Source organism: Nonomuraea sp. NPDC026600 (assembly GCF_040638335.1).
Classification (GTDB): domain Bacteria; phylum Actinomycetota; class Actinomycetes; order Streptosporangiales; family Streptosporangiaceae; genus Nonomuraea.
Genome location: NZ_JBEZYD010000017.1, coordinates 23,366 through 45,096, shown reverse-complemented (window position 1 = coordinate 45,096; position 21,731 = coordinate 23,366). Strand labels below are relative to the sequence as shown.

23 protein-coding genes, 1 tRNA gene and 1 pseudogene are annotated in these 21,731 nt (G+C 68.1%); 14 read left to right on the top strand and 11 right to left on the bottom strand.

Going from position 1 to position 21,731, the window contains the following annotated elements:
• Positions 1-9 precede the first annotated feature (9 nt).
• The 6 genes and pseudogenes from AB0F17_RS33130 (at position 10) to htpX (ending at position 7,361) form a co-directional block, all read left to right on the top strand.
• Positions 10-573, top strand: coding sequence for an NADH-quinone oxidoreductase subunit J (locus AB0F17_RS33130; RefSeq protein WP_358031068.1), 564 nt, complete (start codon positions 10-12; stop codon positions 571-573).
• Positions 573-857 (top strand): annotated as a pseudogene (gene nuoK / locus AB0F17_RS33125) (NADH-quinone oxidoreductase subunit NuoK); the annotation flags it as partial. The gene AB0F17_RS33130 and the pseudogene nuoK, both read left to right, overlap by 1 nt.
• 317 nt (positions 858-1,174) lie before the next feature.
• Positions 1,175-3,079, top strand: coding sequence for an NADH-quinone oxidoreductase subunit L (locus AB0F17_RS33120; protein WP_358031066.1), 1,905 nt, complete (start codon positions 1,175-1,177; stop codon positions 3,077-3,079).
• A gap of 84 nt (positions 3,080-3,163) precedes the next feature.
• Positions 3,164-4,786 carry an NADH-quinone oxidoreductase subunit M gene (locus AB0F17_RS33115; protein ID WP_358031065.1) on the top strand — a complete coding sequence of 541 codons (1,623 nt, stop codon included), beginning with the start codon at positions 3,164-3,166 and terminating at the stop codon, positions 4,784-4,786.
• Positions 4,783-6,381 (top strand): NADH-quinone oxidoreductase subunit N, encoded by a 1,599-nt coding sequence (locus AB0F17_RS33110; protein ID WP_358031064.1) that lies wholly within the window; start codon positions 4,783-4,785, stop codon positions 6,379-6,381. Before AB0F17_RS33115 ends, AB0F17_RS33110 begins: the two co-directional genes overlap by 4 nt.
• 128 nt (positions 6,382-6,509) lie before the next feature.
• Entirely contained in the window at positions 6,510-7,361 is an 852-nt protein-coding gene (htpX, locus tag AB0F17_RS33105; RefSeq protein WP_358031063.1) for a zinc metalloprotease HtpX, read from the top strand.
• A 61-nt stretch (positions 7,362-7,422) separates the two neighbouring features.
• Here htpX and AB0F17_RS33100 read toward each other — a convergent pair whose 3' ends face one another.
• The 3 genes from AB0F17_RS33100 to AB0F17_RS33090 all read right to left on the bottom strand — a co-directional run bounded on the left by AB0F17_RS33100 (position 7,423) and on the right by AB0F17_RS33090 (position 9,853).
• Positions 7,423-7,632, bottom strand: coding sequence for a ferredoxin (locus tag AB0F17_RS33100; RefSeq protein ID WP_358031062.1), 210 nt, complete (start codon positions 7,630-7,632; stop codon positions 7,423-7,425).
• 5 nt (positions 7,633-7,637) lie between these two features.
• On the bottom strand, positions 7,638-8,840 hold the full coding sequence (locus tag AB0F17_RS33095) for a cytochrome P450 (RefSeq protein ID WP_358031061.1): 1,203 nt from the start codon (positions 8,838-8,840) through the stop codon (positions 7,638-7,640).
• Between the two features lie 236 nt (positions 8,841-9,076).
• Positions 9,077-9,853, bottom strand: a complete 777-nt coding sequence (locus AB0F17_RS33090) for a GntR family transcriptional regulator (RefSeq protein ID WP_358031059.1) — start codon at positions 9,851-9,853, stop codon at positions 9,077-9,079.
• A gap of 87 nt (positions 9,854-9,940) precedes the next feature.
• Here AB0F17_RS33090 and AB0F17_RS33085 point away from each other — a divergent pair, with 87 nt between their 5' ends.
• A complete protein-coding gene (locus AB0F17_RS33085; protein WP_358031058.1) occupies positions 9,941-10,831 on the top strand; it encodes a carbon-nitrogen hydrolase family protein in 891 nt (296 codons plus the stop codon).
• A gap of 5 nt (positions 10,832-10,836) precedes the next feature.
• Positions 10,837-12,192 carry an APC family permease gene (locus AB0F17_RS33080; protein ID WP_358031056.1) on the top strand — a complete coding sequence of 452 codons (1,356 nt, stop codon included), beginning with the start codon at positions 10,837-10,839 and terminating at the stop codon, positions 12,190-12,192.
• 32 nt (positions 12,193-12,224) lie between these two features.
• Here AB0F17_RS33080 and AB0F17_RS33075 read toward each other — a convergent pair whose 3' ends face one another.
• The 5 genes from AB0F17_RS33075 to fxsT all read right to left on the bottom strand — a co-directional run bounded on the left by AB0F17_RS33075 (position 12,225) and on the right by fxsT (position 16,104).
• Positions 12,225-12,689, bottom strand: a complete 465-nt coding sequence (locus AB0F17_RS33075) for an NUDIX domain-containing protein (protein ID WP_358031054.1) — start codon at positions 12,687-12,689, stop codon at positions 12,225-12,227.
• Positions 12,690-12,745: 56 nt separating this feature from the next.
• Positions 12,746-13,255 carry an alpha/beta hydrolase fold domain-containing protein gene (locus tag AB0F17_RS33070; RefSeq protein ID WP_358031362.1) on the bottom strand — a complete coding sequence of 170 codons (510 nt, stop codon included), beginning with the start codon at positions 13,253-13,255 and terminating at the stop codon, positions 12,746-12,748.
• A gap of 36 nt (positions 13,256-13,291) precedes the next feature.
• Positions 13,292-13,492, bottom strand: coding sequence for a hypothetical protein (locus AB0F17_RS33065; protein ID WP_358031052.1), 201 nt, complete (start codon positions 13,490-13,492; stop codon positions 13,292-13,294).
• Between the two features lie 256 nt (positions 13,493-13,748).
• A complete protein-coding gene (locus AB0F17_RS33060; protein WP_358031050.1) occupies positions 13,749-14,222 on the bottom strand; it encodes an NUDIX domain-containing protein in 474 nt (157 codons plus the stop codon).
• 10 nt (positions 14,223-14,232) lie between these two features.
• Positions 14,233-16,104, bottom strand: a complete 1,872-nt coding sequence (fxsT, locus tag AB0F17_RS33055; RefSeq protein WP_358031048.1) for an FxSxx-COOH system tetratricopeptide repeat protein — start codon at positions 16,102-16,104, stop codon at positions 14,233-14,235.
• Between the two features lie 507 nt (positions 16,105-16,611).
• On the opposite strand from fxsT, the gene AB0F17_RS33050 reads away from it, so the two are divergent.
• Both AB0F17_RS33050 and AB0F17_RS33045 read left to right on the top strand, forming a co-directional pair.
• Positions 16,612-17,496 carry a DUF2268 domain-containing putative Zn-dependent protease gene (locus AB0F17_RS33050; protein ID WP_358031046.1) on the top strand — a complete coding sequence of 295 codons (885 nt, stop codon included), beginning with the start codon at positions 16,612-16,614 and terminating at the stop codon, positions 17,494-17,496.
• Positions 17,497-17,506: 10 nt separating this feature from the next.
• Positions 17,507-18,265: a MerR family transcriptional regulator gene (locus tag AB0F17_RS33045; RefSeq protein WP_358031045.1), complete on the top strand. Its 759-nt coding sequence runs from the start codon at positions 17,507-17,509 to the stop codon at positions 18,263-18,265.
• A gap of 79 nt (positions 18,266-18,344) precedes the next feature.
• Here AB0F17_RS33045 and AB0F17_RS33040 read toward each other — a convergent pair whose 3' ends face one another.
• On the bottom strand, positions 18,345-18,644 hold the full coding sequence (locus AB0F17_RS33040; RefSeq protein ID WP_358031043.1) for an antibiotic biosynthesis monooxygenase: 300 nt from the start codon (positions 18,642-18,644) through the stop codon (positions 18,345-18,347).
• 100 nt (positions 18,645-18,744) lie between these two features.
• On the opposite strand from AB0F17_RS33040, the gene AB0F17_RS33035 reads away from it, so the two are divergent.
• The gene (locus AB0F17_RS33035) at positions 18,745-19,251 is read left to right on the top strand and encodes a MarR family winged helix-turn-helix transcriptional regulator (RefSeq protein WP_358031042.1); all 507 of its coding nucleotides are present in this window, start codon (positions 18,745-18,747) and stop codon (positions 19,249-19,251) included.
• Between the two features lie 103 nt (positions 19,252-19,354).
• Here the strand turns inward: AB0F17_RS33035 and AB0F17_RS33030 are convergent, their stop codons facing one another.
• On the bottom strand, positions 19,355-20,176 hold the full coding sequence (locus AB0F17_RS33030; RefSeq protein ID WP_358031041.1) for a glycerophosphodiester phosphodiesterase family protein: 822 nt from the start codon (positions 20,174-20,176) through the stop codon (positions 19,355-19,357).
• A gap of 294 nt (positions 20,177-20,470) precedes the next feature.
• Positions 20,471-20,968 carry a YajQ family cyclic di-GMP-binding protein gene (locus AB0F17_RS33025; RefSeq protein ID WP_358031039.1) on the bottom strand — a complete coding sequence of 166 codons (498 nt, stop codon included), beginning with the start codon at positions 20,966-20,968 and terminating at the stop codon, positions 20,471-20,473.
• A gap of 202 nt (positions 20,969-21,170) precedes the next feature.
• Between AB0F17_RS33025 and AB0F17_RS33020 the strand changes: the two genes are divergently transcribed.
• From AB0F17_RS33020 to AB0F17_RS33010, 3 genes are all read left to right on the top strand, one after another.
• Positions 21,171-21,266 carry a sulfotransferase gene (locus AB0F17_RS33020; protein ID WP_358031037.1) on the top strand — a complete coding sequence of 32 codons (96 nt, stop codon included), beginning with the start codon at positions 21,171-21,173 and terminating at the stop codon, positions 21,264-21,266.
• On the top strand, positions 21,242-21,664 hold the full coding sequence (locus tag AB0F17_RS33015; RefSeq protein ID WP_358031360.1) for a sulfotransferase: 423 nt from the start codon (positions 21,242-21,244) through the stop codon (positions 21,662-21,664). The genes AB0F17_RS33020 and AB0F17_RS33015 overlap by 25 nt, the downstream gene beginning before the upstream one ends.
• Positions 21,627-21,708, top strand: a tRNA-Tyr gene (locus AB0F17_RS33010). Before AB0F17_RS33015 ends, AB0F17_RS33010 begins: the two co-directional genes overlap by 38 nt.
• Positions 21,709-21,731 lie beyond the last annotated feature (23 nt).

Here is a 21,731-nt window from a genome sequence, read left to right as displayed (position 1 = left end):
GGAGGATTCGTGACCGAGGCGGTGCCCTCCTACCTGTCACCCACCGGGCAGGAGATCGTCTTCTTGCTGCTGGGCGCGGTGGCGGTCGGATCCGCGCTGCTCGTCGTCACGACCAAACAACTGGTCCATGCCGCCCTCTGGCTGGTCCTCTCCTTCGGCGCCCTGGCCGGTGGCTACCTGGTGCTGACCGCCGAGTTCGTGGCCTGGGTGCAGGTGCTCATCTATGTGGGCGCGGTGGTGGTCCTGCTGCTGTTCGGCATCATGCTGACCCGTGCCCCGATCGGCCGCTCCGCCGATCTCGACAGTGGCAACCGGTGGGTGGCGGCCGTGGTGGCGGTGGCGACGGCGGCCGTCCTGGTCACGGTGGTGATCGACGGCTTCCGTACGGCGTACACACCGCTGAGACCCGGCTCCGGCGCCGCCAAGGAGCTCGGCGCCAGCGTGTTCAGCACCTGGGTGCTGCCTTTCGAGGCGCTCTCCGTGTTGCTGCTGGCCGCGTTGATCGGCGCCATCGTGCTGTCCCGCACGGACATTCCCGGGGGTTCGCCACCCGAGCAGACCGGGGGTTCTTAGTGCACATCGTCTACCCGGCGGTCGTCTCCGCGCTCCTCTTCTCCGTCGGCATCTACGGGGTGCTCGCCCGGCGCAACACGATCCTCGTGCTGATGTCGGTCGAGCTGATGCTCAACGCCGTCAACCTCAACCTGGTCGCGTTCGACGTGTGGCTGGGCGATCGGCTGCACAGCGGCCAGGTGCTCACGCTGTTCATCATCGTGATCGCCGCCGCCGAGGTCGGGCTGGGCCTCGCGATCGTACTGGCCCTCTACCGCAACCGCCGCACGGTCGACATCGACCAACTCCGCGACCTGTCCGAACCGGGAACGCCGGACGACCCGGCAGTCTCCGGTAGGTCGGGCGGCCTGGCAGATCCCGGCACGCCGGACGATCCGGTGGGCCCCGGTAGGTCGGGCGGGCCGGCAGGTCCTGGCGCGTTGGATGACCCGGCAGTCTCCGGTAGGCCGGGCGGCCCGGTAGATCCCGACACCTCGGATGGTCCGGCAGATCCCGGCACCTCGGACGATTCGGCCGACTCGCCGGCTCGTCGGCTGGACGGGCCCGCAGCGGCGGGGGATTCAGCCGAGACAGCCGGGCCTGTCAGGCGAGGGGGCACGTTGTGACGATCTTCCCGCTCTTGGCCGTCGTCCTTCCCTTCGTCGCGGCCGTCGCAGGCCTGTTGTTGTCGCGCTGGCCGCACCGACGTCCAACTAGCACACCGGGACCGGGCGCGGGCGCCAATGCGCGGGCGGCGTGGATCGCGGTGGTGCCGACGGCGGGCGCCGCGGTCCTGGCGCTCTGGCTGGCCTGGGAGCCGGGTTTCGCGTTTCTCGAAGGCGCCAGGCCGGGCCCGGCGGTCGGCCGCACCTACGGCACCATCGGCACCGGTGCCATCCCGATCTCGCTGACCCTCCAGGCCGACGACCTGTCCGCCATCCTCGGCGTCCTGGTGACCCTCGTGGCGCTGGCCGTACAGGTCTATTCGGTCGGCTACCTCCACGACGATCCCCGCTATCCCTCCTACAGCGCCTTCATCAGCCTGTTCACCAGCGCGATGCTGCTGGTGGTCTACGCGGGCGACCTCCTCGTCCTCTATGTGGGCTGGGAGATCATGGGCCTGTGCTCATATCTCCTCATCGGCCATTGGTGGGAGGACAAGGCCAACTCGCGAGCCGCCATCAAGGCGTTCCTGGTCACCCGGCTCGGCGACGTCGGCTTCCTGTTCGGCATCTTCGTGCTCGGCGCCGCCGCGGGCAGCTTCCGGATTGCGGATGTGCTGGCGAAGGTGCCCGAGATGTCCACGGGCACGCTGGTGGCCGCCACGATGCTGCTGCTCGCCGGGGTGGCGGGCAAGAGCGCGCAGGTGCCGCTGCACACCTGGCTGCCCGACGCGATGGCGGGCCCGACGCCCATCAGCGCGCTGATCCACGCCGCCACCATGGTGGCCGCCGGCATCTTCATCGTGGCGCGGCTCTTCCCCGCCTTCCAGGCCGCCCGCCCCACACTCGACGTGCTGGCCGTCCTGGCCGCCCTCGGCATGCTGGGCGCCGCTCTGGCCGCGCTCGCCCAGGACGACCTGAAACGCGTGCTCGCGTACTCGACGATCAGCCAGCTCTCCTACATGGCCGGCGGGCTGGCGGCGGGCTCCGACAGCGCGGCGATCTTCCACCTCCTCACGCACGGCGCGTTCAAGGCGCTGCTCTTCCTGTGCGCGGGCGCGGTCATCCACCACGTCGGCTCGAACCTGATGACCCAGATGGGCGGCCTGAGACGGCAACTGCCGGTCACGTTCGTCACGATGACGATTGGATTCGCCGCCCTCGCGGGGCTGCCCCCGGCGAGCGGCTTCTTCAGCAAGGACGAACTCCTGCTGGCCATGGACCACGCACTGTCGGGTGGCGGTCTGACGGACGCCGCCGCCCTGCTGCTGTACGGCTGCGCGCTCGCGACCGTCGCCGTCACCGGGGCGTACGCGACGAGGGCCTGGCTCCGTACCTTCTTCGGTGCGGCGAGAGTCGTCGCGCTCCCCGAGCCCGAGCCCGGCACGGCCCACGTGATCGACGTCCGCGAGGCGCCGCGGACGATGCTCGTGCCCATCGTGCTCCTTTCGGTTCCCGCCCTGCTGCTCGGGCTCGCGGGCGGGCTCCACGTGGACCTGGGGGTGGCGGCCATCGGCGTCGTGCTCGCGCTGCTCGGCGCCGGGGTGGTGTACGCGTTCTGGCGCAGTGACCCCCTCGCCGACCCGGCCCGCCTGCTTGGTCCCCTGCGTGTGCCGTGCGAGCGGGCGTTCTACGTGGACGGCGTCTACTCCGCCCTGTTCGTCCGGCCGGTCCTGGCGCTGGCCAGGCTCGTGGTCAGGACGGACGACGTGGTCGTGGACGGGGCGGTACGCGGCTCGGGACGGTCCGCGCGAGGGTTGTCCGGGCTGCTGCGGCTCGCCCAGAACGGCAACGTCCAGCTCTACGTGAGCGGCGTGCTCGCCGGAGTCCTCTTGATCGTGGTGGGGGCGGTGGTGTTCACGTGACGAACCGGCTTCCTGTCGTGATGGGGGCGGTGGTGTTCGCATGACGAGCTGGCTTCCTGCTGTGGTGGGGGCGGTGGTGTCCACATGACGGGCTTGCTTCCTGTCGCGTTGCTGGCCGTGCCCCTGCTCGGGGCGCTGCTGCTCCTGGTGGCGCCGAGCGCGTTGCGCCCGTGGCTGCGGGTCTACGGGCTGGTCGTGTCGGGTGCCGCGCTGGTGCTCGCCGTGGTGATGGTGGCGACGTTCGACTACGGTCAGGCGGCGCGGCCGCAGTTCGCCGTCGAGCGGGAGTGGATCTCTGGCCTGGGGCTCCACTTCCGCCTGGCCGTCGACGGCATCTCGCTGCCGCTGGTCGCGCTGACGGCTCTCCTGACGTTCCTCTGCTTCGTCTACCTGAGCTGGGGCGACGCGCGCGGTCCCGGCCAGTTGCTGCGGGCGAGAGCGGGCGGTGCGCGGCCTCGGGCGCTGGTGTTCACGCTGCTCGTGCTCGAAGTCGGCATGATCGGCACGTTCCTCGCGCTCGACCTGCTGCTGTTCTTCGTGTTCTTCGAGATCGTGCTGATCCCGATGTACTTCCTGATCGCCGTGTGGGGCGGCAAGGGCCGTCGCGGCGCGTCGATCAAGTTCATCCTGTACACGCTGCTCGGATCGGTCGTGATGCTGCTCGGCCTGCTGCTCGTCTGGGCGCGGACCGGCACACTCGACATCGTCGCCCTCGGCCAGGCCCACGGTGCGGGCATGCCGAGAGCCGTACAGATCCTCGCCTTCGTGGCCATCGGTGTCGGGCTGGCGGTCAAGACGCCCATGTGGCCGCTGCACACCTGGCTGCCCGACGCGCACACCGAGGCGCCCACCGTCGGCTCGGTGCTGCTGGCCGGCGTACTGCTGAAGATGGGCACGTACGGCTTCGCCAGGATCGCCATCCCCGTCCTGCCCGAGGGGGCGGTGGCGGTGGCGCCGTGGCTGGGGGCGTTCGCCGTGGTCGGCATCGTCTACGGTGCGCTGGCATGCCTCGCGCAGCGCGATCTCAAGCGCATGATCGCCTACTCGTCCGTGGGCCACATGGGCTTCGTCCTGCTGGGCTTCGCCACGCTGACCACGGTGGGCGTCAACGGCGCCCTGTTCGCGAACGTCGCCCACGGCCTCATCACCGGCCTGCTCTTCTTCCTCGCCGGCGCGATCAAGGATCGCTATGGCACGGCCGACATGCGGGTACTCGGCGGCGGCATGCTGGCGACGCTTCCTCACCTGGGGTCGGTGCTGACCTTCGCGGCCATCGCCTCGCTCGGGGTGCCTGGGCTGGCCGGGTTCTGGGGGGAGATGCTGTCCCTGTTCGGCGCCTTCCAGCCGGGGGATGGGTTGCCGCGGGGGCTGTTTCTGACGTTCATGGTGATCGGCGGGCTGGGCGCGGTGCTGACGGCGGCGTACTTCCTCGTCATGCTGTCCCGCGTGACGCACGGGCTCCCTGAACGGGCGGTTCCGGCCGCAGCCGCTCGCTCGGGTGCGCTCGGCTCAGGCCCGCGGCCGGTGGTGGTGGCCGGGCCGATCGAGGGTGGGGCCGGGCGGCGGGTGTTGCGTGACATCCAGGGGTACGAGTGGGCGGCCTGGGTGCCGTTGATCGTGCTGATCCTGCTGTTCGGGCTCTGGCCCAAACTGCTCCTCTCGCTCACCACACCGGCCGTGCAGACCCTGCTGGGGGCCTTGTCATGATCCAGCAGATCGACTACTTCGTCATCGCGGTGCCGCTGGTCCTCGCGCTGGTGGCCGGGCTCGTGCTGATGCTCGACGCGTTCCTTCCCACCGGGAGGCGGACCCAGACCGGGCTCGGTCTGGTCAGTCTCGGGGGCATCGTCGTCGCGCTGGGGTTCGTCGTGGCGCAGGCCGTACGAGGTGGCGGTTCGCGGGCGACCTTCTGCGTTCCCGAAAGCCTCGCCACCGCGGCGGGGGCCGGGAGCCCGGCGGGGGCAGGAAGTGCGGCGGCGTGTTCGTTCGTGGTCGACCGGTTCACGCTGATCTTCGCGGGGCTGGTGCTGGTCGCGGCCGTCGTGGTCGTGCTGATGTCCATGTCCGAGCTGGCCGGGGGTGGCATTCCGGCTGGTGAGTGGTATTTCCTGGTGCTCTGTACCCTGGTCGGCGCGGTGACCCTGCCTGCCTCGCGTGACCTGATCATGCTGGTGGTGGCCCTGGAGCTGGTGTCGCTGCCGGTGTTCGCCCTCACCGCGCTCAAACGCTACGACGGGCGCTCCTCCGAGGCGGCGGTCAAGCTCTTCCTCGTCTCGGTCGTGTCGACGGCCGTCATGCTGTTCGGGGTCTCCCTGCTGTACGGGATCGCCGGGACGGTCTACCTCTCCCGTCTCGCCTCGGTGTTCAGCGGGACGGCGGCCGCGCCGGGTGCGGCGATGCCGGAGGCACACTCGGCCCTGCTGGCGGCCGATCACGGGCTGCCGGGCGTGGTCACGGTCGGGCTGGTGCTCGTCGTGGCCGGCTTCGCGTTCAAGATCGCCGCTGTGCCGTTCCACTCCTGGGCGGCGGACGTCTACCAGGGCGCGCCGGTCCCGGTCGCCGCGCTGCTTTCGGTGATCTCGAAGGCGGCCGGGTTCGCGGGCCTGATCCTCGTCCTGGTCGCCGCGTTGCCCGGCCAGGCGTCGACCTGGACGCCCATCATCGCGGTCGTCGCGGCGCTCACCATGACGGTCGGCAACCTCCTGGCCATGCGCCAGCGCTCCGCCGTACGACTGCTGGCCTGGTCCTCGGTCGCCCAGTCGGGCTACATCCTGGCCCCGCTCGCAGTGGTGGCCCGGACCGGGGCGCCCAGCCTCACCTCCGGAGCGGTCGGGGCGTCGGTGGCGTACCTCGTCATCTACGCGGCCATGAACCTGGGCGCGTTCGCGGTCGTCATGCTGGTGTCGCGGACGACCGCGCGCAACGAGCTGGACGACTACCGCGGCCTCGCCTTCCGCAGCCCGGTGGCGGCGATCGCGTTGGCGTTCTGCCTGATCTGCCTGGCCGGGCTGCCGCCGGGGCTGGCGGGGTTGTTCGCCAAGGTGGTGGTGTTCCGGGAGATCATCGAGGGTGGAGCCGGGTGGCTCGCGGTCGTCATGGCCGTCAACACCGTGATCGGTCTGTACTACTACGTGGTCTGGACGGCACGACTGTTCGCCCCGGTCGAGGCCGTGCCCGCCGGGGTCCGCCGGGCGCTGCCCGCTGTCTGGGTGGCCATCGGGATCGCTCTGGTGGTGGCGCTCCTGTTCTCGGTCGCACCTCAGTTGGTGCTGGGGGTGACGTCGCTGTCCGCCTCCGGGTGATAAAGGGGACTCCAGTGCTTTGGGCGGGCGGTTCGGTCGCGCTGCGCCCTCGGGTGAGCACGACGGGGAACGATGGACCGGGGGATCGTCGTTGGACCGGGTGAACCCACACCACGAAGGGGGGAACCTTGCACCACAACGGTCTGCGCACCGCCATTCTGCTGGGCGGCCTATCTGCGTTGATACTCGCGGTGGGAGGGTGGTTGGGCGGCGGCACCGGCCTGCAGATCGCGTTCGTGCTCGCCATGGCGAGCAGTGGTGTCGCCTACTTCTTCTCCGATCGGATCGCCCTGTCGGCGATGCGGGCGCGGCAGGTCAGCGAGGTCGAGCAGCCCCTGCTCTACCGGATCGTACGGGAGCTCTCCACCGAAGCCCGGCAGCCGATGCCGCGCCTGTACATTTCCCCCACCGTGCAACCGAACGCCTTCGCGACCGGGCGGAGCCCGCGCCAGGCGGCGGTCTGCGTGACGTACGGGCTCACACAACTGCTCAACCCGGACGAGCTGCGTGGGGTCATCGGGCACGAGCTGTCCCATGTCTACAACCGCGACATTCTGCTCTCGTCGGTGGCCGGGGCTCTGGCCACGATGATCACTTGGCTCAGCTATCTGGCCGTGTTCTTCGGCGGGTCCGATGACGATGAGGGGCCCGGGTTCCTGGGGGCGCTGCTCATGATGCTCCTCGGGCCGGTGGCGGCGGGGATGGTGCAGATGGCGATCTCCAGGACGCGGGAGTTCCAGGCGGATGAGTCGGGTGCTCGGCTGACGGGCGATCCGCTGGCGCTGGCGTCGGCGTTGCGCAAGATCGAGATGGGCGCTCGCCGGCTGCCGCTGCCGGAGAACAGCCGCCTCACCTCGGCTTCCCACATGATGATCGCCAACCCGTTCAGCGGGTCCGGGTTCGGGCGGCTGTTCTCCACGCATCCGCCCACCTCCGAGCGGGTGGCCCGGCTGGAGCGCATGGCAGGCTACCGCCGCTAGTTCCGTCACGCCGGGCTCGGGCGGTCGTGCGACAGGCTGGGCTACGGTGCGACAGGCTGGACTACGTCGTCACGTCGGGCTCGGACAGTTGGATCGCGGCGGCCGGGCAGACGCTCGCCGCCTCGCGCACGGCCCGGTGCAGGCGCGCCGCCGGGGTGTCGTCGAGCAGCAGCACGATCCCGTCGTCCTCGTCCTGGTCGAACACCTCCGGCGCGATCATCACGCACTGCCCCGCCCCGCAGCACTTGTCCCGGTCCACCGCTACTTTCATGGTGCTCACCACCTGACGGGCACCTGCTGGAGCCCGCCGACGAGCAGCCCCTCGCGGCGGGCCAGCTCGCGGGCGGGAACGGCCAGCTCCAGCGAGGGCAGCCGGCGCAGCAGCACGGACAGGACGGTCTGCAACTCGGTGCGCGCCAACGCCTGCCCCACGCAGGAGTACGGCCCAGCACCGAAGGACAGATGGGCGTTGGGGGAGCGGCTCACGTTCATGTCACCGGCGTCCTCGAAGGCCTGCCCGTCGCGGTTGGCCGAGGCCATGCTGCAGACCACCGTGGTCCCGGGCGGCAGCGTCGTCCCGCCGACCTCGATCTCCTCGGTGATGTAGCGCGGCATCCCGAATCCGGGGTTCGCGTCGAAGCGCAGCGTCTCCTCGACCGCCGACCGAACGAGCGACGGGTCCGCCAGCAGCCGCTCCCACTGCCGCCGGTCGGCCAGCAGCATCGCCACCATCTTCCCGATCATGTTCGCGGTGGTCTCGTGCCCGGCGACCAGGAGGCTCTGGCCGGTGCCCAGCACCACGGCCTCCGTCATCAAGTCGTCCTCCTCGACGAGGGCGAGGAGGTCGCTGATCAGGTCGTCGCCGGGTTGTGCCTGCTTGGCGGCGATGTGCGCGGCGAAGTACTCGTTGAACTCGGCCTGCGCGGCGTCGACCTCCTTCTGCTCGTACTTCGAGAGGTTCATCAGCGTGTCCGACCAGTACGCGAACCGGAACCGGTCCTCGTTCGGCACCCCGAGCAGATCGCAGATCACCCATACCGGCAGCGGGAACCCCAGACCGGAGACGAGGTCGGCCGGCGGCCCCTGCGCCACCATCGCGTCGATCAGTTGCTCGCTCATAGCCGCCATCCGCGGCGCCATGGCCGCGACGCGCTTGGCGGTGAACGCCCTGCCGATCAGACGGCGCCACCGCTGGTGCCCCTCGCCGACCGAGGCGGCCATGCCGCTCCTACGCTGGGCGAACGGCCCGCCGGACGCGTTGGCGGTGGTCCTGGCCGCGTTGGCGGCGTCCAGGTGGCGGGTGAACCGCGGATCGGACAGCACCTGCTTGACGTCGTCGTAGCGGGTGAGCAGCAACGCCTCGTCGCCGCTGGCGAGCCGGATCGGAGCCACCGGGCGGCCCTCGCGCAGGTTCGCCCACTCCTCAGGCGGCTCCAGGGCGGTGGGATTGCGGAACGGGTAATCGGGCGTGCCACTCACGGTGACCTCCTGATGGCCGGTATGACCGCATTTAAAACAATTGCCTTATTTTCGTCAATAACGCGGCAGCGGCGCCTGCCACGGGCTGACCGTCTCACTCGCTGCCTTTCCGCCGATGTGGAGCCGGCCGCAGCGTTGAGCCGAGCGTGCCGAAGGGAATGATCCTCCCGTCCGCGGCGGGCGCTGCTCGTCAGTGGATGTGGGGGCCGATCGGCTGGGAGCGCGAGGTCGGCGAGCTAGCTGGGGCCAGCCGTAGAGCCGGGCCCGGTTGCGGAGGTCCCTGACCCGTCCGATGTCGGCAACAGGCCGACGAACATCGTCCGATGCAGGACGTCGACGTGCGCGTGCGCGATCCTGACGGCCTCGACAGGGTCCTGCCGTTCGAGGGCTGCCACCAGAGCGGCGTGCTCCCGGTTCGACTCGCGCAGGTAGTCGAGCGGGTAGGGCAGGTAGTAGCGGTAGAGCTGGTGCAGGACGGGAGCGTAGTGGTCGGCCGCGGAGTCCACGCCGGTGGATGAGGCCAGCGCCAGGTGGAAGCGTTCGTCGTTGGCGTGGAAATCGGCCCAGCTGGTGGCCTGATCCATTGTCTCGACCAGTGTCTTCAGCTCGGCGAGCCGTTCGGCCGTGACAGCGGTGGCGGCCAGGTGAGCGATGCCGCACTCCAGCATCAGCCGGTGGTCGATGAGGCGGTGGACCTCGGCGGTGGCCGCCCGGTAGGCCTCGATCTCGGTCACCTGCCCGACGGTGGGTGCGTCGGCGACCATGGTGCCGCCGGTCCTGCCGCGGCGCCGTACCAGGACACCCTCCTCGCACAGCGCGATGAGCGCGCGGCGCACGGTGATCTCCCCGACGTCCAGAGCGCGCGCGACCTCGGCCGTCGGCGGCAGGCGCTCGCCCGGTTTGAGCAGGCGCAGGTCGACGGCCAGCGCGATGCGCGCACGAACGGTGTCGAGCGCGGTCAGCCGGCGAAGCCCCTCCAGGGCCTGAGAGTTGAGCGCGGTCAGGGCCTCCATGGCACTACCGTACGTTGCTTTAAAAGCTCAATATGAGCTATTTTGTCGGCACGGCACGAAAGTGCTGGTCAGAAGGCAGGTTGAGCAATGCGACAGCCACTACCCCTCGCACTCGCGCAGGCCACTCCGGTTCCCGCCGGGGCGCCGGTGTCCCAGTTCGCCGAGCAGGTGGAGGATCTGCTGGCCCACTTCCCCGGCACCCGGCTCGTGGTCTACCCGGAGCTGCACCTGGCCGGCAGCCGGGTACGTCCTGCCGAGCGGGACGCCGAGCTGGCCGACGCCGCCGAACCGCTGGACGGACCGCGAGTCGCGGAACTCGCGGAACTCGCCGGAGACCTGGGCGTCTGGCTGGTGCCCGGCAGCGTCTGCGAGCGCGGCGAGGACGGCGCGCTCTACAACACCGCGCTGGTCCTCTCCCCCGAGGGCAAGCTGGCCGCCTCCTACCGCAAGATCTTTCCGTGGCGGCCGCGCGAGCCGTACCGTCCGGGCGACCGATTCGTCGTGGTCGACCTTCCCGAGCACGGCAGGATCGGCCTGTCCATCTGCTACGACGCGTGGTTCCCCGAGGTGGCCAGGCATCTGGCATGGATGGGCGCCGAGGTGATCGTCAACCCCGTGCTGACCACCACCTCCGACCGCGCCCAGGAGCTGGTGCTCGCCAGGGCGAACGCGATCGTCAACCAGGTCTTCGTGGCCTCCGTCAACGTCGCCGCGCCCACCGGCACGGGACGCAGCCTCGTGGTCGACCCCGAAGGGCGGGTCAGGACGGAGGCCGGCGAGGCGGACACCGTCCTCACCGACGTGCTCGACCTCAGCGAGGTGAGCAGGGTCAGGCGGTACGGCACCGCCGGGCTCAACCGCATGTGGTCGCAGTTCACCGACAGCGACGTCTCCCTGGAGCTCCCCCTCTACCAGGGGCGCCTCGACCCTGCCCGATGGACTCCGGACGGCAGCTTCCCACCCCCTGATATGGAGTGATCGACATGGAACCCACTCTGAAGCGCACGCTGGGCCTGCGCTCCGTCGTCCTGTTCGGGCTGGCGTACCTGACGCCGCTGATCGTCCTGGGCATCTTCGGCGTGGTCGCCGAGACCACGAGAGGCGCCTCGCCGTCCGCCTACCTGATCGCGCTGGTCGCCATGCTGTTCACGGCGTTCAGCTACGGCAAGATGGCTGCCGCCTTCCCCGTCGCGGGCTCGGCCTACACCTACGTGCGGCGCACGGTCGACTCGCGGGTGGGTTTCCTGGTCGGCTGGGCGGTCCTGCTCGACTACTTCTTCCTGCCGATGGTCATCTGGCTCATCGGCGGCTCCTACCTGTCGGCGCAGTTCCCCGGCGTGCCCTCATGGCTGTGGATCGTCGCGTTCGTCGTGCTGACCAGCGGGCTCAACCTGGCAGGGATCAAGGTGGCCGACCGGGCCAACTCGGTGCTCATGCTCTTCCAGGTCCTGGTGCTGGCGTTCTTCGTGCTGCTGTCCGTCGGCCACCTGGTCGGCGGCGCGGGCGTCGGCTCGCTGTTCGACCTGACACCCTTCACCGGCACCGGCGCCACGCTGTCGACGGTCGCCGCGGGCGCCGCCATCGCTGCCTACTCCTTCCTCGGCTTCGACGCCGTCACCACGCTGACCGAGGAGACGATCGAGCCGAGGCGGACCATCCCGCGGGCGATCCTGCTCGTCGCGCTGATCGGCGGCGGCATCTTCGTGCTGGTCTCCTACGTGACCCAGCTCGTCCACCCCGGCGGCGCGTTCGCCGACTCCTCCTCGGCGGCCGCGGAGATCGCCGAGACCATCGGGGGCAGCCTCTTCGGCGCGATCTTCCTGGCGGGTCTGGTGGTCGCACAGTTCACCTCCGGTCTGGCAGCCCAGGCAAGCACCACCCGCCTGCTGTACGCCATGGGCCGCGACTCGGTGCTTCCCCATCGCGTCTTCGGCTACCTCCACCCGCGCTTCCGCACCCCGGTCTTCTCCATCCTGCTCACCGGCCTGGTCGGGCTGATCGCCGTGCGCATGGACGTGGCCACCTCGACCTCGTTCATCAACTTCGGCGCCTTCACCGCCTTCACCTTCGTGAACCTGGCCGTCATCGCCCTCTACCTGCGCGAGCGCCGTGCGGGCCGCAGGCTCGGGCCGGTGGCGTACGTGGTGGCGCCCGCGATCGGGGCCGTCATCGACCTGTGGCTGCTCACCCAACTGGACAGGCACGCCATCACGCTCGGCTTGGTCTGGCTCGCCGTCGGCGTCGTCTACCTCGCCTACCTGACCCGGCTGTTCCGCGTCCCGCCGCCCGAGATCGACTTCAGCGAGCAGCCGGGCACCGAGTCCGCCTCCCACGCCTGACCTCTACCGGCGCACTGTGCCCTGTCACATCGTCAAGCAGCCGAATTGATCTTGCGTACGATGGCGGCCAGGTCCTCAGGGAAGTAGACCTCGTCCGTGGCCTCCAGCTCCTCGGCGCTCCACCACCGGTGACCCAGCGTGGTGTCCTTCTCGATCTCCTCCATGTGCTCGTACGAGATGGCCACGTCCCCGGCCACCCGGATCGCGAAGAACGTCTGATCCTGGGTGACGGCGTACTCGGCGAAGAAGAACTCGATCGTGCTCGTCCCGTACGGTCCGGTGAGCTGGTCGGTGCCGGCCCGGATCCCGACCTCCTCGTGCAGCTCGCGCAGGGCGGCGTCCTGGAGCGTCTCACCGTCCTCTGCGGCGCCGCCGATGGTGAACCAGAACGGCTCGTTGGGCCGGGCGGGATCGAACCCGTGGAGCAGGAGCACCCTGCCCTGTTCGTCAATGGGCAGGGCACGGCCGGTGAAACGGCGCAGGGGGATCTTCGTCACGTCAGTTGAGCTTATGCGGGTGTTCTCCGGATTGCGGGTGATTTTAGGGCGTCGCGTCAGCGCCGGAGGTCGCGGCTCGGCCCGCTGAGCGAACGGAGCGTCTCCGCCTGACGGGCGCGATCGGCCAGGTCGTGATCGAGCGCGGCGATCGTACGGGCTGGGGAGGGTTCGTCGCGCAGCTCGGCGGCGCGGATGCGATCCAGGCGGAACCCGCGCCCCGCACAGCGGCCGAGAACGGGCTGAAGCGTGAACCCGTGCCGCCCCTCGGCCGCCACCACCAGTTCGGCCGCGTTCCCCGCCGCCCACCAGCGGGCCGCCATGAACAGCGTGTCATCCAGCACCGGATCGTGCTCCAGCAGCCAGAGCGCGGCCTGCTCCGCGTCGTCCATGGCAGCGGGGTAGGGATGTTCGGGCGCCAGCCGGTATTCGACGCTGACGACGGCGATGCCACAGTTGACCGCCAGATCACGCAGCCGCGGATCCTGGCCATCCGCCGAGCCGATCACTCCTCCGCCACCGTGGTAGCGCAGAAACACGCCTGACGGCGCTCGCCCTTCCGCTGGCAGAAAGACCCGCAGCGGAATACGGCCGCTGCTCGTTCGCTAGCTCCCGTCCGGAAGCGTTGGCGCGGCCGGGAACCCGCCGCCACCCGAACGCTGGAAGGAACAGGCGGCGGGCGGGTCATTCTGCACGTGGAGCGGGATTTGGCGGTCGAGCAGATCTTCGAGGCGGTTGTTGGCGGCGCGGGTCTCGGCGAGGTCGTCCGGGGCGAGTCCGGTGACGAGGATGGTGGGTGGGGTCATGGGGCCAGGTTCGACCGGGGGCGCGACACCGTACTGTCACGGTTGCGTCGTGACCTCCAGCACAACCGCCCCCGTCCCATCACCCAGCAGCCACGCCGGTCGAGAACGTGATCGATCTCGACAGCGAGCGCCGCCATTAGGTGCTGATCAGGGCAAGCGCTGAGCGCGAACCCTCTCGGACGTCTCGCTGATCATCTAGTCAGTGGGACGCCGCCGCGCGTCCGGAGCATCATGGTCTGACGGCACCTAACCTCGATCAGCCCATGTACGGAACGGAGCGAGTCTCATCGAAGGCATGGGTGAGCCGCAGTCGCTGTGTGGGGTGCATGTCAAGGGTGTCGAACTCATCGCGATGGATCCACCGGACCTCGCTGGCCTCGCTCGTGGCATGGCTATCGCCGCCGGTCGGGCGGGCTCGGAAACAGATGTTGAACTGTTGGCGGACCTCGCCGTCACTGTAGGCGATCACGTGCCGGGGATCGCTGTAGATGCCGACCAGCCCGGTGATCTCGACGACGACGCCGGTTTCCTCGATCACCTCGCGGGCCACCGCTTCGGCGATGGTCTCTCCGACATCCATGACGCCGCCGGGAAGGGCCCATAGGCCGCTGTCGCGCCGACGGTGTAGCAGGACACGGCCTGTATCGTCGATGACCACCGCGGATCCCCCGGGGACGATCGTGTTCGGGGTCGGCGCGCTTGGGTCGTCGTAGTAGTCCGTTCGGGCCATGCCGTCGGCCCTACCCGGCGGTGGCGGACGGCAGTCGCTTGGCGGTTCCCCAGATCTGCTCGAACTGGTCGGCGTAGCGAGTGAAGATGCCGTGCGGGCTGAGCCGGCGCAAGTGCAGGGCTGGGTGCTGGTAGCCGCGGGCCCGGTATAGGTAGGGCGTGACGATCATTTGCTCGTCGAAGCGGTAGACGGCTGAGTACAGGTGGACCTGGTGCAGGCTGACCTGGACGCCGGGTACGTCGCGTAGCTCTTTCAGGTGGTTGAGTGCGTTGTGGATCCGGCCCGGCAAGGTGCCGCCGAGCTGCTCCAGGTCGTCGCGCTCGCGCACGTGTGCGCACTCAGGGTCGGCCAGCGCGACACGTACGCGGGCTCGGAGTTGATCGGTCAAGGTGGCAGCGGCTTTGGTTTGACCACTGACGATGAGATAGCGAGCGAGGTTACACGCCGTTACGCGTAGTGTGAGGTACGTCTCGGAGTGTGGGATGGCGGAAAGAAGATGGGGAACGAGCCTCGCCCAGTCGGACCAGTACGCCGGCTTATCGGTGTCCTTGGGCGCGGCGGCAGCGAGAGCGGCGGCCACCAAGGTTCGAAATGCTCCTTCACGCGCGCACGTGTGGTCGCGAAGGATCGCCTGAGTGAGCCGGTGCAGACGCAATCCGTTGACATCAACTCGGCCTAGCCCTTTATCCCTGATGAGGGCGAAGGCGCGGCTGGTCTCTAACGCGTTTTTCGGCAGATCACCCAGATCGCTGAAATCTGTGGCGGACCCTGATTCGTATAGGTTGGCGCTCTGGTGGATCCAGGTAGCCAAAATTGGTTCGGGTGCCAGATAGCTGCACAGCAAAAGAACGTGGGCAGCTGCGGGGTTGATATCGGCAAGCCTGGTCTTGGCGATCAGGGTAACCGCAGCGAGCGATCCTTCATAACCACGCGTGATCCCTTGGTCCAGGATGTACGCCGCTTCTTTGTCGATCATTCGCTGGAACTCAGCTGCAGGTAAGCCTGAGTCGAGAACTCCGGCCGCTTGAGCCAACGCCAAGGGAAGATCCCCTAGTGTCTCGGCCAACTGATCGGCTTCCGAAGCGGTAAGGGCGCCGACTGCTGTGGTGAGCAGGGTGATGGATTCAGGGCGGGTGAACTCGTCGACGGGAATCGGATGCGCGATCTCTCGCCAGCCTCCGGCGCGGGAGGTGACCAGGACGTGTCCTGTTCCTCCTGGTAGCCAAGGAAGTAGATCATCGGATTTTTCGACGTTGTCAAATATCAGCAACCAGCGCTGACGATCCCGCAATGCAGCTAGCGTGGCTTTGGCCATGGTGTCGACATCAGCGGCCGAGGAAGCAGTTCCCAAAGTGACGCTCAGATCGGCGAACTGGCCAGCGATGAGTTCCGGATTCTCGGCATCCACAAGCTGCACAAAGTCATAGTCATCCCTGGACCGGTAGGCGTATTCAAGGGACGCCCAGGACTTGCCCACCCCTCCAGGGCCGTGTAGAACCACCGGGCTTGAGGGCGTGGCCGAAAATGCCTGACGTATGCGCGCCAGCAATTCCTCGCGACCGGTAAATCCGCGAGTGAGTCGGCGGATTGTTGGATGTAGAGGCGCAGCATCTGATTGTCGCAGTGCGGGAAACGGAGGAGCTGAATTCGTACCGTCCACTGGTCCACAGTGGGGTGTGCTTGCGCTAGCGGTTGATTCGTCGGGCAAGCCGATAGCCGTTAGAAGCTTTGATATCGAGCCTGTCCAGGTTCGGGTTGCAGCCAAGCGGTTTTGAAGTTGTTCGGCCCAAGTGAATGCCCCGTCGCGGTCTCGTAGTATCGCTTCGATGGCCCGGCTCCACTCATCTGCGGTAGTGGCCTCATCGCCTGTCGTTTCAACCACGTTCCGTACGGCTTCGTGGGGAGGTACATCTCGTCGGCCCTGATGGGCCGCGAGACGAAGAACTCGTACCCGCGTGCGTCCGGTTGGGCCGCGATCAGCGCCGCCGCTTTGGCACTGGCCATCTCCGCGGGAAACCGGCTGTAGTGGCCGACCTGCACCGATTCGTCATCAGGCACCCGGAAATAGACCGCGACGAGCGTACGCTGCCCGCCTCGCCGCAGCTCGCGGACCCACTGATGGGTGATCTGGTACGACGGGAGCACCGGCAGGCAATAGACGCCAGAGAGCCCCTCATGCCCACCGCTCACCGCCCGGATGCCGCTGCGCCGCATTGACCGCGTGTTCTTGGCTGCGGTGATGTGAACAAGCATGGTCATCGTGACAGGCTCCTGACGAGATCGGGTAAAAGGTGTAGACAGCATCCTCGTTGAGGATGCGCGAACGCCTGTACGCCCACCGCGCCGCTCGTTTGACCTTGACGCTGCGTCAACTTCTAGCATCGGGGCCATGTCGATCACTGTTCTTGACACCTACTCCGCCATGCGGCGGATCCTGCTGGCCCCGGTCGCGGACCGCGTTGACCTGCTGCGTTCGATGCTGGAGCCCACCAGGGGCATGTACCGCTACTACCCCGGCGAGGTCGACCTGGTGGCCCTGCACCTCCAAGCGTCCGGGTTCCCCATCGACCGCGACGAGGAGCGTTGCCTCGACGCGCTCGAAACCCTGGCGGCGGCCGGAGCCTGGGAGCGGATGCAACGCGCCCTCGACGACGCTCTCACCGTGCTGCTGGAGGCGACGCCGGCGCTGGAGGCCCCGGACATCACCGTGCTGTTCGTGCTCGGCGATCCGGGTGACGAGCACTTCATGGGCCCCTGCCAGGGAGTGACCGGGTTCGGCGGCATCTCGGGACACATCGTGATCACGCTCTGGCCCTTCCCCGAGAACGTGGAGCGGCTGGAGGCCACCGCCGTGCACGAACTCAACCACAACCTGCGGTTCGGCCCGGGCGGGGTGGTGTGGGACCCGATGACCGTCACGGTCGGCGATCACATCGTCTCCGAGGGCCTGGCCGACGCCTTCGCCCGCCAGCTCTACGGCGACGAGCTCGGCCCCACCCGCATCGGTGTGCCGCATCTGCGCGACGACGAGATCTTCGGCAAGGTACTCACCGGGCTCGACGTGACAGGCATGCAGAACTTCACCGCCTGGGTGCACGGCGACCCCAGCGCCGAGCGCTTCGGCCTCACCCCGGTGGGACTGCCGATGGGCACCGGGTACGCAGCGGGCAACCGGCTGGTCGACACCTACCTGGCGGCGACCGGCCAGACGGCCGCGCAGGCCCTGCACGCCGAAAGCTCGGAGATCATCGCGACCACGCTCCGCCGCCGGTGACACTGGAACGATGGAGTGGACGATCCAGGAACTCGCGGCGAGGGCCGGCATCACCAGCCGCACCCTGCGTCACTACGACCGCTTCGGGCTCCTGGCCCCGTCCCGGGTCGGCGCGAACGGGTACCGCTACTACAACCCCACCGCGGTCGCCCGGCTCCAGCGGATCCTGCTCATGCGCCAACTCGGCATGGGCTTGCCGGCGATCGCCGAGGTTCTGGCCGACGAGGTGGACACGTGCGACGGGCTCCGCGCCCACATCGCCGCACTGGAAGAGGAACGCGACCGCATCGAACGGCAGATCCGGTCTGTGCGTCACACGCTCGAGGCCCTGCAGGCAGGGTCGGAACCGCGGATGGACGTGATGCTGGCGGGGTTCAACGACCACTACAAGGACGAGGTGATCTCACGCTGGGGCGATCGCGCGTTCCAAGTGAGCAACGACTGGTGGCACGGCAAGACCCTTGACCAGCAGCTTGCCTGGAAGCAGGCCGTCGAGGACCTCGTCGCCGCATGGGTCGCCGCAGTGAAGGCCGGGGATTCGCCGACATCGGAACACGCTCAGTCACTGGCTGCCCGCCACGTCCAGTGGCTGAGCCAGATCCCGGGCACCCCCACGGCCGAGGGCGACCGGGAGCGCTCGATTGAGATGGTGAAAGGCCTGGGGGACATGTACGTCGACGACCCCCGCTTCGCCGGCATGTACGACGACGTCGCGGGGGCGACGTTCGTCCGCGACGCGCTGCACGCGTACGCGGGGACCCGGATGTAGCTCGTGTGGTCCGCAGAAACGACCAGTTCTACGTGGCGATTCTGCGCCGTTACAAGATTAGTCACACGAAGGGGGACGGCTACATGCCGGCGTCGGCCAGGACGCCCTCCTCAGCGCTGACCAACTCGGCGATGGTGCCGAAAAGGGCGGCGATGCCCGGCAGGTTGGCTCCCTTGGCGCGCGAGGCAGCGAAGTCCTCCGCCGAGCGCCATTCGACAACATCCAGCCACTCGTCCCTGGGCAACCGCACCAGGCGGGCACCGAGGAAGCCCTCCCGGTCGCCGCGGAAGTCGGCCAGCATCGCCGGGCGTGCCGCCAGCATCGCCTCCGCATGGTCAGGGCGCACCTTGAAGCGGGTCAGTTCGACGGTTGTGCTCATGGGTTCCTCCTCGATCGCGGTACGGTGAGGACGATATAGTCACCCAGAATTATAGTCAATAAAGGTGACTATAGTTTTAGGTGACTAAGGGAGGCATGCCATGAGGCGTAGCGAGCGAAAGCGGACGGATCCTGATTTGGGGGTGCTCGCCAGTCGGCTACTGTTCGCCGTGCAGGAGGAACTGTTCGACACCCTCGCCGAGCAGGGACATCCCGGCCTGCGACCGCAGCATGGGGCGGTCCTGGCCTACCTGGATGCCGAGGGCAGCCGTGCCACCGATCTGGCCCGCTCGTCGGGGCAGCACAAGCAGGTCGTCGGCAAGCTGATCGACGAGCTGGAGGCCCTTGGCTACGTCGAACGCCGCCCCGACCCCAGTGACCGCCGCGCCAAGCTCATCGTGCCCACAGCGCACGGGCTGGACCAGATGAGTCGCTCGGACGCCATCCTGGCCGCGATCGAACACCGGCACACGCACGCCATTGGCGCCGACGTGTACGCCGAGTTCGAGCGCCTCCTGCGCGAGATAACAAGACGGCAGCGCGCCTGGCGGGAGAGCGCGTCGGCCGAAACGCCGGTCGAGCCGGCGGGTGAGGGCACCGATGTGTGAGCCCCCCAATCAACCGGCCGTGTGACTGGACTCGATCTTGGGTCCCAACTGGAGCGCTCTGGCTGACCTCCGCCGTGCTCCAGATCAGGGGCCTTGTGTCCAGCTACTGGCACTTCCCTTTGAGCCAAGCGCTGAGCTGGGGTGTGTAGTCGGTCGCGACCCGCTTGGCCTGCCGCTGGAGTGCGGCCTTCCAGGCGCTCTCGTTCAGCTTCCACGAGGGCGGCGGTTCCTCCCATTTGGTGACCTCCGGCCAACTGGGCCCGCCGGTCAGCACCCGCGCCAGGCCCGCGGTCATGACGCGCCTCTTGAGCTCGGCTTCGAGATCGGCATCATGGGAGTACAGGATGATCTCCTGCACGCCGTACCCGTCCCTGACCGGGTTCAGGACCTCCGCCCACGCCCGCGACTTGATCGCGGCGTCGGCGCCGAGCAGGAACCGCCGGGTCTCGGGCTTGATCTCGACCAGTCCGATCATGCCGTCGGCCTTCATGGCGGCCAGCCACTCGCGGAAGGTGTAGACGGTCTCACCGTTGAAGAGGCCGCGGTTGATCGTCCGCCCCTTGAGCGCGGTGTCACCGGCGGCCCACCAGATATCGGTGATGTTCTTCTTGACGCCGCTCAGGCCCCAGGTGGAGGTGTTGTGCCACATGACGGCCTTCGTACCGTCCTTGGTGAGCTGCAGATCCGCCTCGACCCCCGCCGCACCCCAAGCCTTGTACTTCCGGATGGCTGTGGGGTTGTTGGGCTGGCGTACCTGATCCCTGTTCCAGGTGTCGGCGCCGTTGGCGCCGCTGGGATAGCCGCCGTGACCGAAGATCTGCGGACACGGCGGGAGCGCGGCGCTCGCCAGGGCGGGACTGCTCGCAGGCAGTACGGCGGCCAGCACACCCACAGCCAGCCCGGTCGCGACACGCGATAACGCCAAGACCCCCGCCTCTCGATCACACAAATCTCGCGATGGTGGCATATCTCGATCAACACCCGCAACCACCAAGCATCGGCTGCTCGTCTGTACCGCGAATCTGCCGCATTCTGTCGCGGGCGCATCAGGCCATCTGGTTTCCAGCGGTATGCGTGAAACTCGCCCTCGGGGTCACTCCTGCGTAGGGGAGCGGCCCGAGGCACCGGAGAAGACGCGCGTGACCTTGTTGCGGACAGCGCGCTCGGCCGTGTGCCCCGGATGTGCCCTCCGCGATCTCTGACGTACGGTGGGCGCCCGCTACCGGTAATTCACGAACTGCAGGGCGATGTCCATGTCCTTGCCCTTGAGCAGGGACATGACCTCCTGGAGATCGTCCTTCTTCTTCGAACTGACCCGCAGTTCCTCACCCTGAATCTGGGCCTTGACGCCCTTGGGTCCCTCGTCGCGGATCAGTTTGGAGATCTTCTTGGCGTTCTCCTGGTCGATGCCCTCCTTGAGCGAGACCAGCATGCGATATTCCCTGCCGGACAGCTTGGGCTCATCCGCGTCGAGGATCTTCAGGGAGAGGCCTCGCTTGATCACCTTCTCCTTGAACACGTCGAGCGCGGCCCCGGCCCGCTCCTCGCTGTTGGCCTTGATCTCGATACTCTGCCCGGACCAGCTGATGCTCGCCCCGGTGCCCTTGAAGTCGAAGCGGTGTCCGATCTCCTTGACCGTCTGGTTCAGCGCGTTGTCGACCTCCTGGCGGTCGATCTTGCTGACGATGTCGAAAGATGAATCGGCCAAAACGCACATCCTCTCGCTGCGTAAGCATTAGGCGGTATCCGGTTCCAGTTCCTGCGGACCTCGAAACGCGCCCCCTGCGAACGCGGACCCCAGCGTACGAGCCTAGCCAGCATCGGCGCGTCGTGCAGGGCGCCGGGCCTTGATCCACGCGCCACACCGAAGGATCATCGGCATTGCCTGCCTATAAGGGCAGGCTCCGATCGAGTTGGAGGTGATCGAGGCCGGCTTCGGTCGTACAGGAACACTGTCTATGAACAGCGCACTCGAACGGCTGGGAGCACTATCCTCCGCGCCAAGGTCATCCTGACCGTAGGAGCCCAGAGCGCTGGCTGGCTGGCGAACGCAACCATCTTCAAGCACGCGTTGCGCACCTTCTCGGAGGATGCCGTCGAGGTCAAGGCCGTGATCGCGATCGAGAGCCTGCTCGTCTTCCCAGTGAGCCAGGGCTGGGAGTCGCTGTGCGACTTCCTCGGCATCCTGGTGCCGGCGGAGCCGTTCCCGCGAGGCATCCGACGCGGACATGTTCGCGAGGTTGGCACGGTCAGCGGTGGTGCCGCTGTTGTTTCGGTGAAGCAGGGAGGCGTGATCCGGCGTGGGACAAACCGGTGTCACGTGCACCTCGGAAGTCCGCTATTCTTCTTTCTGTCGCCGCGAGAGCGGATGACGAGGCAGGTTGCCCGAGTGGCCAAAGGGAGCGGTCTGTAAAACCGTCGGCTCAGCCTACGCAAGTTCGAACCTTGCACCTGCCACACCAGCTAGAAGAGGCCCGTCA